Source organism: Kitasatospora sp. NPDC015121 (assembly GCF_055562955.1).
This window is the reverse complement of record NZ_JBVHEH010000001.1, coordinates 26,024-41,313: the sequence shown is the minus strand read 5'-3', so window position 1 is coordinate 41,313 and position 15,290 is coordinate 26,024. Positions and strand designations below refer to the sequence as shown.

Below are 15,290 nucleotides of genomic sequence, written 5' to 3'. Positions count from 1 at the left end.
TGCGTCCACAGCGGGTTGGCGCTGCGTCTACCGCCGGTCGCCGTACCGGGCCCGGTGGCGGTGGTCGCGCGGGGAGAGGCCGTACGCGGCGCGGAAGGCCCGGCTGAAGTCGTCGGGGCGCGGGATGCCGCAGCGGGCGGCCAGGACGTGGATGGGGGTGTCGTGCAGCGCGGGGTCGGCGAGGTCGCGGTGGGCCTGTTCGAGGCGGCGGCGGCGGATCCAGGCGGCGACGGTTTCGCCGTCGTTCTCCTCGCCGAAGATCCGGTGCAGGTAGCTGACCGATATGTGGTGCGCCTCGGCGATCGACGCGGGCGTCAGCGCGGGATCGTGCAGGTTGCGCCGGACGAACGCCCGGACGTTCTCGACCAGGGCGCGCCGCCGGGCGGCCGGCGGGAGCTCGGCCGTCGCCTCGGCCTCCTCGGCCAGCCAGGCCGACACCAGGTCGACGGCGACCGGCCCGAGCCGCTCCGCGCCGCCCGGCCCGAGGTGCGCGGCCTGCCGGTCCAGACTGAGCAGGAAGTCCGGGATCAGCGCGGCCAGCCCCGACGTCGGCCGGTAGCCGCGCCCGAACAGCTGCCGCAGCCGGCGCGCCGGCAGCGGCAGCAGCGTCACCGGGAAGTCGATGCCGACGGCGTTGATCCGCGGCTGCGGCTCCCCCTCGGTCCGGCAGCCGAACGCCCGCAGGTCGTACGGGCGGGAGCTGTCGAGCAGGCTGATGTGGCCGGCCGGGAAGTGCAGCACCGGCTCGTGCGGACGGGACAGCGTCAGCGCCCCGGAGACCACCAGCGTCAGGTGGAAGACGGACGGGTCGGAGCGGCGCACCCGGGCGTCGGTGCGCCGGAAGCGGGACGACGGGAAGGACGAGCCGAGGAAGGTCACCGGGCCGAGCTCCAGCCGGCGCAGGTCGGCGTCGAACCGGTCGGTGTAGGGGGTGCTGGCCTCGCAGTCCCTGGTCAGCGCGATCATCTCGCGCCAGCACTCGAAGCGCTGCTCGGATTCCTCCGGGTCCCGCACCGGATGTCCCTGTTCCGTCGTCGCGGTCATCTCCGCCCACCTCTGTCGTTCCCGCCCTCGGCCCCCCGATGGCGGGGCAAGCATTACAGGTCCCCACGAACGGACCTGACGGAGGGTGACCTCCCGCGCGCTCCCCGCTGCGGACCCCGTCGGGGCGGGCCGGCCGGGCGGGCGCCCGGACCGGGACCGCAGCGTCCGCCGGCCGCCCCCGGTGCGCGGCGGAGCGGCTCCCGCGCCCCCGCGGACCACGGAGGAACCAGGAGGAGAAGTGACCCACCGTACCGATCGGGCCCCGGGGCGCGTCCCGGACCGCGAACCGCTCGCCTACCTGACGGCCGCGCTGCGCGGCGTCGGCCAGGTCGACCTGCAACCCCGGCTGCTCACCGGCGCGTTCCTGCTGGCCGGACTCTGGGCGGCCGGCTGGCGGGTCGGCCTGTTCGCCACCCTCGGCACGCTGCTCTCCACCGCCGCCGCGTACGCGTTCGGCGTCGACCGCGACTCGACCGCCCGGGGCCTGCAGGGCTACTCCGGCTGCCTCACCGGCATCGCCCTGGTCGGCTCGCTCGGCCACCACCCCGCCACCTACCTCCTCACCGCCGTCGGCTGCGTGCTGTGCACCGTGCTGACCGCCGCGCTCACCACCCTGCTACGCCCGTACGGGCTGACTCCGCTGACCGCGCCGTTCTGCGTCGTCGCCGGGGCGACCCTGCTCGCCGCCCCTGCCGCCCCCGCCGCCCCCGCCGCCCCTGCCGCCCCCGTCGGCGACACCGCCGCCACCCCCGCCGACCTGTGGCACGGCTTCTTCGGCAACGTCTCGCAGGCCTTCCTGGTGGACCGCTGGTACGTCGGCCTGGTCATGCTGGCCGGCCTGGCCTGCGCGGGCGCCCGGGTGGTGCTCGCCGCCGCGCTCGGCTCGGCCGCCGGGACGGTCACGGCCTGGGCGCTCGGCGCGCCCGGCCCGCAGATCGCCGCCGGTCTGCACGGCTACAACGCCGTCCTGGTCGGCATCGCGCTCGGCGCGGTCCTCCTCCCGGGCACCCCCTGGAACGCGGGCTACGCACTGTTCGGCGCGGTGCTGTCCACCGGGCTGGGCGCCGCGCTCGGCACGCTCTGCGCGCCCTTCGGCGGCCGCGTCCTCACCTGGCCGTTCGTCCTCACCACCTGGGCCCTGCTGGCCGCCGTCCCGCACCTGCCCCGGCTGCGGGCGGCCGGGGCGTGAACGGCGCCGCCGGGCGCCGCCGCCGGAAGGGCCGCTGGACAGCGGGCGGCGGGACGGCGCAGGATGCGGGCGGAAGGGCCCCGAAAGGCGTGAAAGGCCCCGGGAACGCGAAAGGCAGGGAGCTCGCGCTCTCCTGCCGTTATCAAACTTATACCGCAAGGGGGGCCTTGCCGCAAGGGCCCCCCGATGCCGCACAATCGCTGGTCTGAACCGGGGAACCCGCGCGAAACGGCACAGACGGGGCAGACCGCGAGCAGCACGCGGACGGAGCGCGGCCCACCCGGCAGCGGATCGGAGTCACCACACCATGAACCAGCCGACGACCGGCGCCTTCGACCTGCCCGAGCGGCTCGCCGCCAAGGCGGACCCGGCCCTGATCGCCGCCGACGACCGGCACTTCGCCGAGATCGCCGACACCCTGCGACGGGACGTCGCGGAGCTGACCGCGCGCCTGGAGGAGGTGCGGCGCAGCCCCGGCGGGGCCGGGCAGGCCGCGATGGACCGGGACAACGAGGTACACCAGCTCTCCGCCCGGCTGCGCACCCTGAACCGCTTCGGCCACGACCTGTGCCTGGGCCGGATCGTCCGCGCCGACGACCCCGAGCCGGTCTACGTCGGCCGCCTCGGCCTCGCCGACGCCGACGGCCGCCGCCTGCTGGTCGACTGGCGCTCGCCCGCCGCCGAGCCGTTCTTCGCCGCCACCCACGCCAACCCGATGGGCCTGGCCAGCCGCCGCCGCTACCGCTGGCAGCGCGGCCGGGTCGGCGACTACTGGGACGAGGTGTTCACCGCCGACGGCCTTGAGGGGCACGCCGCGCTGGACGACCAGTCCGCGTTCATCGCCAGCCTCGGCAGCTCCCGCTCCGAGCGGATGCGCGACGTGCTGGCCACCATCCAGGCCGACCAGGACGCCATCATCCGGGCCGGTTCGCGCGGCGCCCTGGTGGTCGACGGCGGCCCCGGCACCGGCAAGACCGTGGTCGCCCTGCACCGCACCGCCCACCTGCTGTACTCCGACCCGCGCCTGGGCCACCGCAAGGGCCGCGTCCTGTTCGTCGGCCCGCACCAGCCGTACCTGGCGTACGTCTCCGACGTGCTGCCCAGCCTCGGCGAGGAGGGCGTGCAGACCTGCACCCTGCGCGACCTGCTGCCCGAGGGCGCCGCGGTCGGACCCGAGCCCGACCCCGAGGTGGCCCGGCTGAAGGCCGCCGCCGGGATGGTGCACGCGATCGAGAAGGCCGTCGCCGTCTACGAGGAGCCGCCCGCCGAGGGCCGCAAGCTCTCCACCGAGTGGTACGAGCTGTGGATCGACCCGGAGGACTGGTCCGAGGCGTTCGCCGCCCCCGGCCCCGGCGTGCCGCACAACGAGGCCCGGCAGCAGATCCTCGACGAGCTGATCACCATCCTGCTGGACAAGAACGCCGACTCCTTCGACGACGAGGACGGCATCTCGCCCGAGGTGCTCCGCCGTGAACTGCGCCGCGACCCCGAACTGCTCGGCGCGCTGCGCCGGGCCTGGCCGATCCTGGAGCCCACCGACCTGGTCGGCGACCTGTGGACCGTCCCCGCCTACCTGCGGCTGTGCGCGCCCTGGCTGGACCGCGAGGAGGTCCGCCGCCTGCAGCGCGCCGACCCCGCCGCCTGGACGCTCGCCGACCTGCCGCTGCTGGACGCCGCCCGCCGCCGCCTCGGCGACACCGACGCCGACCGCCGCCAGCGCGCCCACCGGGCCCGGATCGCCACCGAACGCGAACTGATGGACGGCGTCGTCGACCACCTGCTGAACGCCGACGACGACGGCGAGGGCGCCGTCGCCATGCTGCGCGGCGCCGACCTGCGCGACGCGCTGATCGACCACAGCGAGGCCGAACCCGTCGACCCCGACCTGCTGGCCGGCCCGTTCGCGCACATCGTGGTCGACGAGGCGCAGGAACTCACCGACGCCGAGTGGCAGATGCTGATCGCCCGCTGCCCGTCCCGCTCCTTCACCATCGTCGGCGACCGCGCCCAGGCCCGGCACGGCTTCACCGAGTCGTGGACCGAACGCCTGGAGCGGGCCGGCCTGGACCGGGTCACGCTCACCTCGCTGACCGTCAACTACCGCACGCCCGAAGAGGTGATGGCCGAGGCCGAGCCGGTGATCCGGGCCGCGCTGCCGGACGCCAACGTCCCCACCTCGATCCGCCGCAGCGGCCTGCCCGTCCACCACGGCACCCGGGCCGAACGCGACGCGCTGCTGGACGCCTGGCTGGCCGAGCACCCCGAGGGCACCGCCTGCGTGATCGGCGACCCCACCCACCTCGGCGGGGGCCGGGTCCGCTCGCTCAGCCCCGAACTGGTCAAGGGCCTGGAGTTCGACCTGGTGGTGCTGGTCGACCCGGAGTCCTTCGGCGACGGCATCGAGGGCGCCGTCGACCGGTACGTGGCGATGACCCGCGCCACCGGGCAGTTGGCGATCCTGCGCTAGTCACCGGGCCGCGGCTCCCCGGCGGTCTCCGGCGGTCCCCGGCGGCCTCAGTCGGTGAGCAGGCGCCGCTTGGCCAGGGCGAACTCCTCGGCGCTCAGCGCCCCGCGCCGGTGCAGGTCGTACAGCCGCTCGATCCGGGCCGGCAGGTCGGTGCCGTCCCGCGGGGTGTCCGGCCCGTCCAGCTCCAGCCGGACGTCGGTCGGATCGGCGGCCAGGAAGCGCACGGTGGCGCCGTCGCCCGCGCGCGGGCGGGAGTGCGCCGGGAAGGACGTCCGCAGCTCCTTGGTGTGCACGGCGTCCCCGAACGGGTAGCGCAGCGTCAGGGTCGCCCAGTACCGGCCGTCGTGGTCCGGGGCGTCGGAGATCCGGGCGACCTCCACCAGGGCGGCCCGGACGGTCTCGCCCTCCTCCCGGATCCGCCGCTCCAGCAGCGCCCGCTCCCGCCCGTCGTTCAGCGACCACAGCCGCCACTTGCGCGCGTGCGCGACCGCGGGCACCGCCCCCGCCGCCGCGACCGCCGCCACGGCCGCCGCGATCCAGCCGCCCCACCCGCCCGCCGCCGAGCCGCCCGCCCCCAGCGCCACCGCCACCAGCACGCTCGGGCCCGCGCCGAACACCGGGAACGCGCCGGTCCCGGCGCCGCCCCGGGCCAGCGCCTGGCCGCTCAGGTACATCAGGAAGGCCAGGAACAGCACCAGCCCCGCGTACACGTACCCGTCGGGCCCCGGAACGCCCGCGTGCAGCCGGGCCGCCCCCCAGCCGCCCGCCGCCACCAGCGCCGCGAAGAACCCGATGGCGAACCAGCGCATGCCCGAGAGGCCCGGCCAGCGCGGTTCGTCCGGGACCACCGTGTCGTCCATGGCCGGGATGGTAGCGGCCCCCGGTGAACGGCCCGGACCAGGGCGGCCCCCCGGCCGGGGCGGGCTCCGCGGATCCTCGCGGATACTCGACGGCATGGAGACCGAGCCGGACGCCGCGCCGTACCTGGACCCCGAACCGGCCGCCGCGCTCGCCGCCCGCGGCGGCGTGCCCGCCCCGCTGACGCCCGACGCCCTGGCGGCCTGGCAGCGGCGGGACGCCGAACGGCGGCCGCGCCCGACCGTGCGCCAACTCGCCGACGGCGGACGGTTCGAGGCCGCCGAGCACGACGCCGACGGCGTCCCGCTGGTCACCGCCCGCCCGGCCGGGACGGACCGCCCGCTGCCGGCGCTGCTCCACCTGCACGGCGGCGGCCTGATCGGCGGCAACGCCCACGCCGTACTGCCGCGCCTGCTGCGGGAGTTGGCCGAACCGCTCGGACTGGCCGTGCTCTCCGTCGACTACCCGCTCGCCCCCGCCGCCCGCTACCCCGTCCCGCTGCACGCCTGCCGCACCGCGCTGCGCTGGGCCGTCCGGCACGCCGGGCCGCTGCGGATCGACCCCGACCGGATCGTCCTCTCCGGCAAGAGCGCCGGCGGCGGACTGGCCGCCGCCCTCGCCCTGCTGCTCCGCGACCGGGGCGGCCCGGCGCCCTGCGGCCAACTCCTGCTCAGCCCGATGCTCGACGACCGCGGCACCACCCGCTCCAGCCGCCAGGCCGCCGGCCACGACACCTGGGACGCCGCCTCCAACGCCACCGCCTGGCAGGCCGCCCTCGGCCCCCTGTACCGCACCCCCGACCTGCCCCCGTACGCCGCCCCCGCCCGCGCCCGCGACCTCACCGGCCTGCCCCCCGCCTACCTGGAGGTCGGCTCCGCCGAGACCTTCCGCGACGAGACCACCGCCTACGCCCACGCGCTCTGGCAGGCCGGCGGCCACGCCGAACTCCACGTCTGGCCCGGCGCCCCCCACGGCTTCGACACCCTCGCCCCGACCGCCGCCGTCACCCGCACGGCGACCGCGGCCCGCCGGGACTGGCTGCGGCGCCTGCTCGGCTAGGCCCTCTCTTTCGGATCTTGCCGGGCGCCCGACGCCGGGCATCCCGCCTGGAAGCACCGGCCCAACACCCAAGTACGTCCAGTACGAGGGCGTCGGGCCGGCACTCCCAGCCGGGCGCCCAACGCCGCGCGCTGATCCGACAAGATCCGAAAGAGAGGGCCTAGGCCCGTCGCCAGGCCCGCCCGCGTCCTCCCGCGCGCCCGCGCGCGCGTCCGCCGGCCCGGTGCCGCGTGCCGGTCCCACGAGGTGCGCCCGGGAGGGCCTACGGTCGACGGATGGACGCGCCTGCGCAGCGGAAACCGCCACCCCCGCCGGGGCCGGAACGGCGCCGCCCCCGCCGTTGGCGGGACGTCTCGCCCACCCGCCGCGGCCTGGTGCTGGCCTGGTGGGGCTTCACCCTCACCTTCGGCCTCCTGCGGCTGCTGACCTGGCTCATCCACATCGACGCCGCGGGCGTGGGGAACGTCTCGGCGGGCGGCGTCCACCTCCACCACTACGTGTGGGGCATCCTCGTCCTGATGGTCGTCGGGGCCCTCGGCCTGGTCGAACGCTCGCCGCGCTGGCGCACCTGGATGGGCCTGGCCTACGGCATCGGCACCGCGCTGATCATCGACGAGACCGCCAACCTGATCAACCTGAGCGACGTCTACTGGGACCGCTCCGGCGGGACCAGCATCGCCGTCGCGCTGATCGTCATCGGCGTCACCGGCAGCGTCCTGGCCTTCACCCACCGGGACGCGCCGGGCCCCGGCGAGGGCGAACCCGACCCGGAGGAGGAGTGACGGCGGGCGGGGCGGCGGCTCCGGACGCATGGCGCGGCCGGCCCCGGGCAGGCGGACCGGGGCGCGAACACCACCGCGCCACCACGCGGGCCGGCGACCGGGCCGGGCGACGGGGAGCCGTCCGCCCGCCCGTCCCCGCCCGGAGCCGGAAGGCGGAGGCGAGTTGACGGGCACCGCGCACGACGAGCCCCTCGCGCTGGTGATCATCGGCGGGGGAGCGGCCGGGCTCAGCCTGGCCGACCGCCTGGTCCGGCACGACCCGGAGGGGGCCGACGGCGGCCCCCGGTTCGACGTGACCGTCGTCGAGGCGCCGGAGGGGCCGCTGCGCCCGGCCCCCCGGACCTGGTGCTTCTGGGACGACGGCCCCGGGGCGTACGAGGAGGCCGTCACCGCCCAGTGGTCCCGGCTGCGGATCACCGGCCCGGACGGCGACGCCGTCGAAGCGGAGCCCGCCCCCCTGCGCTACCGGATGCTGCGCTCGACCGCCTTCGAGGAACTGGTCCACCGCCGCCTCGCGGCCCACCCCCGGGCCCGGGTCCTGCGCGCCGCGGTCCGCTCCGTGCACCCGCGGCCGGACGGGCGCCCCGGCGCCCGCGTGCACGCCGACGACCCGGCCGGCCGGCCGCTCGTCCTCGACGCCCGGTACGTCTTCGACTCCAGGCCGCCCGCCGGGCCCCCGCCGGCCCGGACCGCCCTGCTGCAGCACTTCCGCGGCTGGTTCGTGCGCACCGACCGGCCGCGCTTCGACCCCGGCGCGGCGCACCTGATGGACTTCCGCGTCCCGCAGCCCGCCCACGGCCTCGGCTTCGGGTACGTCCTGCCGCTGGCCCCCGACCGCGCGCTGGTGGAGTACACCGAGTTCTCCCGGCGCCCGCTGACCCTCCCCGCGTACGAGCGGGCCCTGCGCGCCTACACCGGGGAGGTGCTGGGCCTGGGCCGGTTCACGGTCGAGGACGTCGAGCAGGGCGCCATCCTGATGACGGACGGCCGCTTCCCCCGCCGGGACGGCCCCGCGCACGTGCGCATCGGCACGGCCGGCGGTGCCACCCGCCCCGCCACCGGCTACGCCTTCGCCGCCGTCCAGCGGCAGAGCCGCGCCATCGTCGAGGCCCTCGGCCGACCGGCCGCGTCGCGCCGGCCCGCACCGGCGCCCGCCCCCCACCGCCGGCGGGCCCTGGCGATGGACGCCGTCCTGCTGCGGGCCCTGGACGCCGGCCGGGTCGACGGACCCCGCTTCTTCACCGACCTGTTCCGCCGCACCCCCGCCGAACAGGTGCTGCGCTTCCTGGACGGCGCGAGCACCCCCTTCGAGGAACTGCGCATCGGCCTGCGCTGCCCCGTCGGCCCCATGCTGCGCTCGGCCGCCGAACTGCCGCTGCTGCCCCGCCGGACCACGCCCGGCACCCGCCCCGCGCCCGCCCCGCCCACCCGTGAGGACCGCCGTTGACCACGCCCCCGCCCCGCCCCGCCCACGCCGCGCACCGCGGGAGCGGCGCATGAGCCGCACCCCGCCCGCCACCCGGCACGGGCGCGACCGCCGGGCCGAGGTGCTGCCCGCCGCCCCGGGCCGCGCCCGCTTCGGCGGGGCCGAGCCGCCCCGGGTGGCCGTCGTGGGGGGCGGCATCGCCGGCCTGGCCGCCGCGACGGCCCTCGCCGAGCGCGGCGTCGACGTCGTCCTCCACGAGCGGGAACCCGTGCTGGGCGGGCGGGTCGCCGGGTGGACCACCCGGCTCGCCGACGGATCGACCGCGACGATGAGCCGCGGCTTCCACGCCTTCTTCCGCCAGTACTACAACCTGCGCGGCCTGCTGCGGCGCACCGACCCCGGCCTCACCAGGCTGGTCGGCCTGCCCGACTACCCGCTGCGCCAGCGCTCCGGCACGACCGACAGCTTCGCCCGGGTACCGCGCACCCCGCCGTTCAGCGCGGCCGGCTTCGTCGCCCTCAGCCCCACCTTCGGCCCGCGCGACCTCGCCCGCCTGGACGCCCGGGCCGCCCTCCCGCTGCTGGACGTCCGCCTCCCCGAGGTCTTCGAGCGCCACGACACCACCAGCGCGCACGACCTGCTCCAGCGGATCAACTTCCCCGAGGCCGCCCGCCACCTCGCCTTCGAGGTGTTCTCCCGCAGCTTCTTCACCGACCCGCGCGACCTGTCCGCCGCCGAACTCCTGCTGATGTTCCACATCTACTTCCTCGGCTCCTCCGAGGGGCTGCTCTTCGACGTCCCCACCGAGCCCTACCCGCAGGCCCTGTGGGACCCGCTGGCCGGCTACCTGACCGCCCTCGGCGCCGACCTGCGCACCGACTCCGCCGTCGACGCCGTCCGCCCGCTGCCCGGCGGGGACGTCGAGGTCACCACCCGGGACCGGGGCGCCGAACGCCACCAGGCCGTGGTCCTCGCCCTGGACCCGGCGGGGCTGCGGGGCCTCGTCGCGGACTCCCCGCACCTGGGCGACCCCGCCTGGCGCGCCGACATCGCCGCGCTGCGCACCGCACCGCCCTTCCTGGTGTCCCGGCTCTGGCTGGACCGCCCCGTCGCCCCCGACCGGCCGGGCTTCCTCGGCACCAGCGGCTACGACGGGCTGGACAACGTCAGCGTGCTGGAGCGCTGGGAGGGCGAGGCGGCCCGCTGGTCCGCCCGCACCGGCGGCTCCGTGGTCGAACTGCACGCCTACGCCGTGGCCGAGGACGCCGAGCCGAAGGAGGTCCAGGAGCGGATGGCGGCCCGGCTGCGCGAGGTCTACCCGGAGACCCGCGACGCCCGCGCGGTGGACGTCCGCCACGAGTGGCGCCGGGACTGCCCGGTGTTCCCGGTCGGCGGCTGGCCGCGCCGCCCCGGCGTCGCCACCCCGCACCCCGCCGTCGTCCTGGCCGGCGACCTCGTCCGCACCGACCTGCCGGTCGCCCTGATGGAACGCGCCGCGACCACCGGCTTCCAGGCCGCCAACGCCCTGCTGGCCCGCTGGGGCGTCGCGGGCCAGACGCTGTGGACGGTGCCCCGGGCCGGCCGCTCCCGCCTGCTGCGCGCCCTGGCCCGCCGGGCGGCCCGCTGACCGCCCGGCCGCTTCCCCGTCAGCCGGGGAAGCGGCCGGTGCTGCGCAGCGCCCAGCGGCGCTCCGCGTAGGCCAGGTCGTCGCGCCACAGCCGGCCCGCGGCGTGGCGCACCAGCGGCCGCAGGGCCGGGGCGAGCGCCCGGGCCGCGGCGAAACCGCGCCGCCCGGAGCGGGCGACGACCGCCTCCACCACCGCCGTGCGCGGCGCGGGGGAGCCCGGGCCGGTCAGCGGGGTGGCGTGGGTCTCCACCACCGAGCCCTCGCCCTCGCCCTCGACGATGCGCATGACGACGGTGCGCGGCCCGGGCGCGGTGAAGACCGCGCGCACCGGCACCACCAGCCGCCCGGCCACCCGGAAGGACACGTCCACCTCGAACCGGTCCTCCCCGGTGCCGTCCGGCACCTCCCGCACCGTCAGGTCGGTGAACGAGTAGGGGTGGAACCAGGAGCCGTGCCACGGATCCAGCCGGTTGGCCACCACGTCCTCGGGCTCGCAGCGCCCCGACCCCGTGTACACCGAGGTGACCGCCTCCCGCGGGTCGGGCCGCTCCACCGCCACCGGCCGCTCGGTGGGCTCCTCGCCCCCCGCGGCGTCCAGCCGCACCCAGGCCAGGACGCCGTCCTCGTGCACCGGGTAGGGCGCCCAGCCGGCGGCCGGGCCGCCGTCCAGGGCCAGCCCGTGCCAGCGGCAGACCAGCGTGCCGCACACCACCCGGCCGTCCTTCAGCGGCGCGCCCAGGTGCGGGCAGACGCCCGGACCGGCCCGCAGCGCGCCCGTGGCGTCCCGCCACAGCACCACCTCCGCGCCGCCCACCGAACGGCCGCTCGGCCGGCCGCCGGCGGCGACCCGCCCGGCGGCGCCGACGACGAACCAGTTCCCGGTCGGCCGGGCCGTCGCCCGCGCCAGCGCGGCGGCGATCAGCGCGGGCCTTGCCTCCCGCCACGACGGCTCCTGTCCCGCCCAGTCGGTGCCCCGGCGCAGCCGCAGCGGGGGCCGCCAGCGGGGCGCGGCGCTCACCGTCCCGCCCGTCGGCGCGGAGGTCCGGACGGCGGACCGCTCCGGGCGGGCGCGCGCACCCTGGCCGCCACGACGCGGGTCAGCCCCGCCGCCGCGACGGCCGCCTTCCGGTGCAGCGGCACCACCGAGCGCCGGTGCAGCACCGCGTAGCCCCCCTCGGCGATCGCGTCCAGGATGCCGCCGTACAGCAGGAAGGCCGTCCGGATGCACGGCCGCGTCCGGGGGTCCAGCAGCGCGATGCCCGGCTCGGCGTCCCGGTAGGCGGCGCGGGTCAGCGCGGCGGCGGCGACCAGCGCGGCCCGGACGCGGGCGTCGTGGCGGCCGGTGCGGCGGCTCCACTCCAGCAGGGGCCGGTCCACCCCGTGGGCCGCGAGCAGGTCGGCCGGCAGGTACACCCGGCCGCGGTCCAGGTCCTCGCCCACGTCGCGCAGGAAGTTGGTCAACTGGAACGCCACCCCGAGGGCGGCCGCGTACGGCTCGGCCTCGGCGCGGTCCGTCACCGTGCCCAGGACGGGCAGCATCTGCAGGCCGATCACCGCCGCCGAGCCGTGCATGTAGCCGTACAGGTCCTGGTAGGTCGGGTAGTCGGTGACGGTGAGGTCGGCGCGCATCGAGGCCATGAAGTCGGCGAACAGCGCCGGGTCGATGGCGTACCGCGCCGCGGTGTCCGCGACCGCCCGCACCACCGGCTCCCGCGCGTCCCCGCGCCGCAGGCCCTGGTCCAGGTCGCGTTCCAGCGCCGCCAGCAGGCGGTCGCGCTCGGCGGGCGTCTCGCGCCGGTCCAGCCCGTCGACGACGTCGTCCGCCCAGCGGGCGAACCCGTACAGCGCGTGGACCGCGCACCGGCGCTCCGGCGGCAGCAGCCGGGTCGCCAGGAAGTAGGTGCGGCCGTGCCGGGCGTTGAGCGCGCGGCAGGCGGTGTACGCCGCCCGCAGCTCGGGGGCGGTGATCCCCGCGGCGTCCAGTTCACGGGCCGTCATGCGATGCTCCTGCGGTCGGTGGGGTGAGCGGGACCGCTCCGGGCGCCGAGGGCGCGCGGCGGCGCCCCGGGGCCGGCCGGTCGGCCCCGGTGATCCGGGCGGCGGCGAGCTTCCCGCTGATCAGGACGGTCGGGACGCCGACCCCGGGGGTGGTGCCGCAGCCCGCCAGCACCACGTTCTCCAGGCCCCGCACCAGGTTGCGCGGCCGGAACGGGCCGGTCTGCGCGAAGGTGTGGGCCGCGGAGAACGGCGTGCCGGCCGCGTGCCCCTGGGCGGTCCAGTCGGCTGGGGTCACCAGGCACTCCTCCTCCACGGCCGCGCCGATCCCGGTCAGCCCGCGCCGTTCGAGCGTGTCGAGCAGGTGGTCGCGGTAGCCGGGCGCCAGCTCCCCCCAGGCCGCGGCGTCCGGGCCGATGGCGGTGTTGGGCACCGGCGCCAGCACGTAGTGGGTGTGCCGGCCGGCCGGGGCCGACGACGGGTCCGTGGCGGTCGGGTGGGTGACCAGCAGCGAAGGGTCCGTCATCAGGCTCCCGGTGCGGGTCAGTTCGTCGAACGTCCGCTCCCAGGCGCGGCCGAAGGACAGGGTGTGGTGGGCCAGCTCCGGCCAGGTCCGGTCGGTGCCCAGGTGCAGCACCACCGCCGACGGCGAGAAGCGCAGCGGCACCGCCCGCCGGGGCGCCCGCCCCAGCAGCCGGTACGTCACCGGCAGGTCGGGGGTGAGCACGACCGCGTCGCAGGCGACGCGCCCGCGGTCCGTGACGACGGCCGTGACCCGGCCCCCGCTGCGCTCCAGACGGGTCACGGTGCTCCCGTAGTGGAACGCGGCCCCCGCCGCCTCGGCGACGGCGGCCATCGCCCGGGGCAGCGCGTGCATGCCGCCGCGCGGGAACCACACCCCGGCGACCGTGTCCATGTAGGCGATGACCGCGTAGGCGGCCAGCGCCCGGGCCGGCGCCACGCCCGCGTACAGGGACTGGAACGAGAAGACCCGCTGCAGCCGCTCGTCGCGCAGGTGGCGGGCGATCCGCGGCGCGAGCCGGCCGAACCCGCCCAGTGCGGCCAGCCGCGCCAGGTCGGGGGTGAGCAGCTGCCACGGCGAGTCGAAGTTGGCGTCGACGAAGCGCCGCATCTGCGCCCGGTAGAGCCGGACGAGCCAGTGGCGCAGCTCCCGGTAGCCCGCGGCCTCGCGCGCCCCGGCGAAGCGCTCCACCTCGGCCTCCATCGCCTGCGCGTCGGTGTGCACGTCCAGCGTGCTGCCGTCGGCGAACCGGGCCCGGTAGGCGGGGTGCAGCGGCAGCAGGTCCACGTGGGCCCGCAGCGAGGTGCCGACCGCCGCGAACGCCTCGTCGGCGAGGTCGGGCATGGTCAGCACGGTCGGCCCGGTGTCGAAGAGGTACCCGCCGCGCCGGACCCGTCCGGCCCGTCCGCCGGGTCCCTCGTCCCGCTCGACGACCGTCACCCGCCGTCCCGCGCCGAGCAGGTGGCAGGCGGCGGACAGTCCGGCCAGGCCCGCCCCGACGACGACCACGTGGTCGGTGGGCGGTGCGGCGCGCCTCATCGCGTCCACCCCCCGTCGCCCGCGCCGACCGGCGGGAGACCGGCGGCCGCCCGGAGCAGCTCGGCCAGCCGTCCGGCCCCCGGGCCCGTCGGGCGGGCCCGCTCCAGGTGCTCCGCGCTGCGCGCGGAGAGCCGTTCGACGCGGGCCTGCACGGCGGCCCGCGCCCCGGTCCGGACCAGCGCCTCCCTGACCTCGGACAGCGCCGCGTCGTCCAGGCCCGGGTCACCCAGGCAGCGTTCCAGCACGTCGGAGGAGACCCGGTCGCGGCGGGCCGCCGCCCGGGCGCGCGCCACCGCGAACAGGTAGGTGGGCTTGCCGGCCCGGGCGTCCTCACCGCCGGGCTTGCCGGTCCGCGCGGGGTCGCCGAAGACCCCGTCGAGGTCGTCCTTGAGCTGGAAGGCGATGCCCGCGCAGCGGCCCGAGCGGCGCAGCTCCGCCACCTGCCCGGGGTCGGCCCCGGCCAGCACGGCGCCCAGGTGCACGGGCCGCTCGACCGAGTACATCCCGCTCTTGAGCCGGGCGATCCGGATCGCCCGGCCGGGCGAGCGGGACCGGGTGAGCTGTCCGTGCACGTCCGCGTACTGGCCGGCGACCAGCTCCGTCCGCAGGTCCGACCAGACCTCCCGGAGCCGTTCCCGCGTCCGCGCCGGCAGGTCCGCCCGGGCGGCGGAGGCGAGGTCGTCCGCCCAGGCGAGGGCCAGGTCCCCGGCGAGGACGCCCGCGGCCGAGCCGAAGCGCGCGGCGCCCGGCTCGTCCACGTCGGGCGCGTACCGGGCGGCCACGTCCAGGTGCAGGGACCGGCGTCCGCGGCGGGTCGCGGACCCGTCCATCACGTCGTCCTGGACGAGCGCGCAGGTCTGGAGCAGCTCCAGCGCGGCCGCCGTGGCCAGGGCGACGCCGACCGGCCCGTCCCCCCGTCCGCAGGCGCGCATCGTCCACCACAGGAACTGCCCCCGCGTGCGCTTGCCCCCACCCCGGGTGAACTCCGCCACCCGGAGGGCGACGTCGGCCGCGAAGGTCCCGTCGGCCGCGGCGGCCCGGGCCACCCGGTGCTCCAGGTACCCGTCGAGCACCCGGCCGATCGCGCCCGGCACGTCGGCGTCGACGCACCCGGCCGTCGCCGGGGTCCGCGCGGTCGCCGGCTCCTCCGTCGGGCCGGGGGAGTCGCGCCCTCCGGCCGGGGAGCGGAGCAGCTCGAACGGGGCGCCCCGCCCGGGCGGGGCGACCGGGGCCGCCGCTGACGCCGGCAGTGGTACGGAGAACATCGGGCTCGCTTTCCCGT

At 77.7% G+C, this 15,290-nt stretch carries 12 protein-coding genes; 6 read left to right on the top strand and 6 right to left on the bottom strand.

Annotated features, from left to right (window positions below; genetic code table 11):
- Nucleotides 1–27: 27 nt before the first annotated feature.
- Nucleotides 28–1,044 carry an AraC family transcriptional regulator gene (locus ACZ3J7_RS00145; RefSeq protein ID WP_465615169.1) on the bottom strand — a complete coding sequence of 339 codons (1,017 nt, stop codon included), beginning with the start codon at nucleotides 1,042–1,044 and terminating at the stop codon, nucleotides 28–30.
- Nucleotides 1,045–1,282: 238 nt separating this feature from the next.
- Between ACZ3J7_RS00145 and ACZ3J7_RS00140 the strand changes: the two genes are divergently transcribed.
- On the top strand, nucleotides 1,283–2,233 hold the full coding sequence (locus ACZ3J7_RS00140; protein ID WP_465615167.1) for an urea transporter: 951 nt from the start codon (nucleotides 1,283–1,285) through the stop codon (nucleotides 2,231–2,233).
- 307 nt (nucleotides 2,234–2,540) lie between these two features.
- On the top strand, nucleotides 2,541–4,700 hold the full coding sequence (helR, locus tag ACZ3J7_RS00135; RefSeq protein WP_465615165.1) for an RNA polymerase recycling motor ATPase HelR: 2,160 nt from the start codon (nucleotides 2,541–2,543) through the stop codon (nucleotides 4,698–4,700).
- 47 nt (nucleotides 4,701–4,747) lie between these two features.
- Here helR and ACZ3J7_RS00130 read toward each other — a convergent pair whose 3' ends face one another.
- Nucleotides 4,748–5,560: an SHOCT domain-containing protein gene (locus ACZ3J7_RS00130; RefSeq protein WP_465615163.1), complete on the bottom strand. Its 813-nt coding sequence runs from the start codon at nucleotides 5,558–5,560 to the stop codon at nucleotides 4,748–4,750.
- A 94-nt stretch (nucleotides 5,561–5,654) separates the two neighbouring features.
- On the opposite strand from ACZ3J7_RS00130, the gene ACZ3J7_RS00125 reads away from it, so the two are divergent.
- From ACZ3J7_RS00125 to ACZ3J7_RS00110, 4 genes are all read left to right on the top strand, one after another.
- Nucleotides 5,655–6,617 carry an alpha/beta hydrolase fold domain-containing protein gene (locus ACZ3J7_RS00125; RefSeq protein WP_465615161.1) on the top strand — a complete coding sequence of 321 codons (963 nt, stop codon included), beginning with the start codon at nucleotides 5,655–5,657 and terminating at the stop codon, nucleotides 6,615–6,617.
- Nucleotides 6,618–6,892: 275 nt separating this feature from the next.
- Nucleotides 6,893–7,399 (top strand): hypothetical protein, encoded by a 507-nt coding sequence (locus tag ACZ3J7_RS00120; protein WP_465615159.1) that lies wholly within the window; start codon nucleotides 6,893–6,895, stop codon nucleotides 7,397–7,399.
- A 163-nt stretch (nucleotides 7,400–7,562) separates the two neighbouring features.
- Nucleotides 7,563–8,846 carry a lycopene cyclase family protein gene (locus tag ACZ3J7_RS00115; RefSeq protein ID WP_465615157.1) on the top strand — a complete coding sequence of 428 codons (1,284 nt, stop codon included), beginning with the start codon at nucleotides 7,563–7,565 and terminating at the stop codon, nucleotides 8,844–8,846.
- 49 nt (nucleotides 8,847–8,895) lie between these two features.
- Nucleotides 8,896–10,452 (top strand): FAD-dependent oxidoreductase, encoded by a 1,557-nt coding sequence (locus ACZ3J7_RS00110; RefSeq protein WP_465615155.1) that lies wholly within the window; start codon nucleotides 8,896–8,898, stop codon nucleotides 10,450–10,452.
- A gap of 19 nt (nucleotides 10,453–10,471) precedes the next feature.
- Here ACZ3J7_RS00110 and ACZ3J7_RS00105 read toward each other — a convergent pair whose 3' ends face one another.
- The 4 genes from ACZ3J7_RS00105 to ACZ3J7_RS00090 are packed head-to-tail and all read right to left on the bottom strand — an operon-like array spanning nucleotide 10,472 to nucleotide 15,273.
- The gene (locus ACZ3J7_RS00105) at nucleotides 10,472–11,470 is read right to left on the bottom strand and encodes a DUF5914 domain-containing protein (RefSeq protein ID WP_465615153.1); all 999 of its coding nucleotides are present in this window, start codon (nucleotides 11,468–11,470) and stop codon (nucleotides 10,472–10,474) included.
- On the bottom strand, nucleotides 11,467–12,450 hold the full coding sequence (locus tag ACZ3J7_RS00100; protein ID WP_465615151.1) for a phytoene/squalene synthase family protein: 984 nt from the start codon (nucleotides 12,448–12,450) through the stop codon (nucleotides 11,467–11,469). Before ACZ3J7_RS00100 ends, ACZ3J7_RS00105 begins: the two co-directional genes overlap by 4 nt.
- The gene (gene crtI / locus ACZ3J7_RS00095; RefSeq protein ID WP_465615149.1) at nucleotides 12,437–14,008 is read right to left on the bottom strand and encodes a phytoene desaturase family protein; all 1,572 of its coding nucleotides are present in this window, start codon (nucleotides 14,006–14,008) and stop codon (nucleotides 12,437–12,439) included. Before crtI ends, ACZ3J7_RS00100 begins: the two co-directional genes overlap by 14 nt.
- On the bottom strand, nucleotides 14,005–15,273 hold the full coding sequence (locus ACZ3J7_RS00090) for a polyprenyl synthetase family protein (RefSeq protein ID WP_465615147.1): 1,269 nt from the start codon (nucleotides 15,271–15,273) through the stop codon (nucleotides 14,005–14,007). Before ACZ3J7_RS00090 ends, crtI begins: the two co-directional genes overlap by 4 nt.
- Nucleotides 15,274–15,290 lie beyond the last annotated feature (17 nt).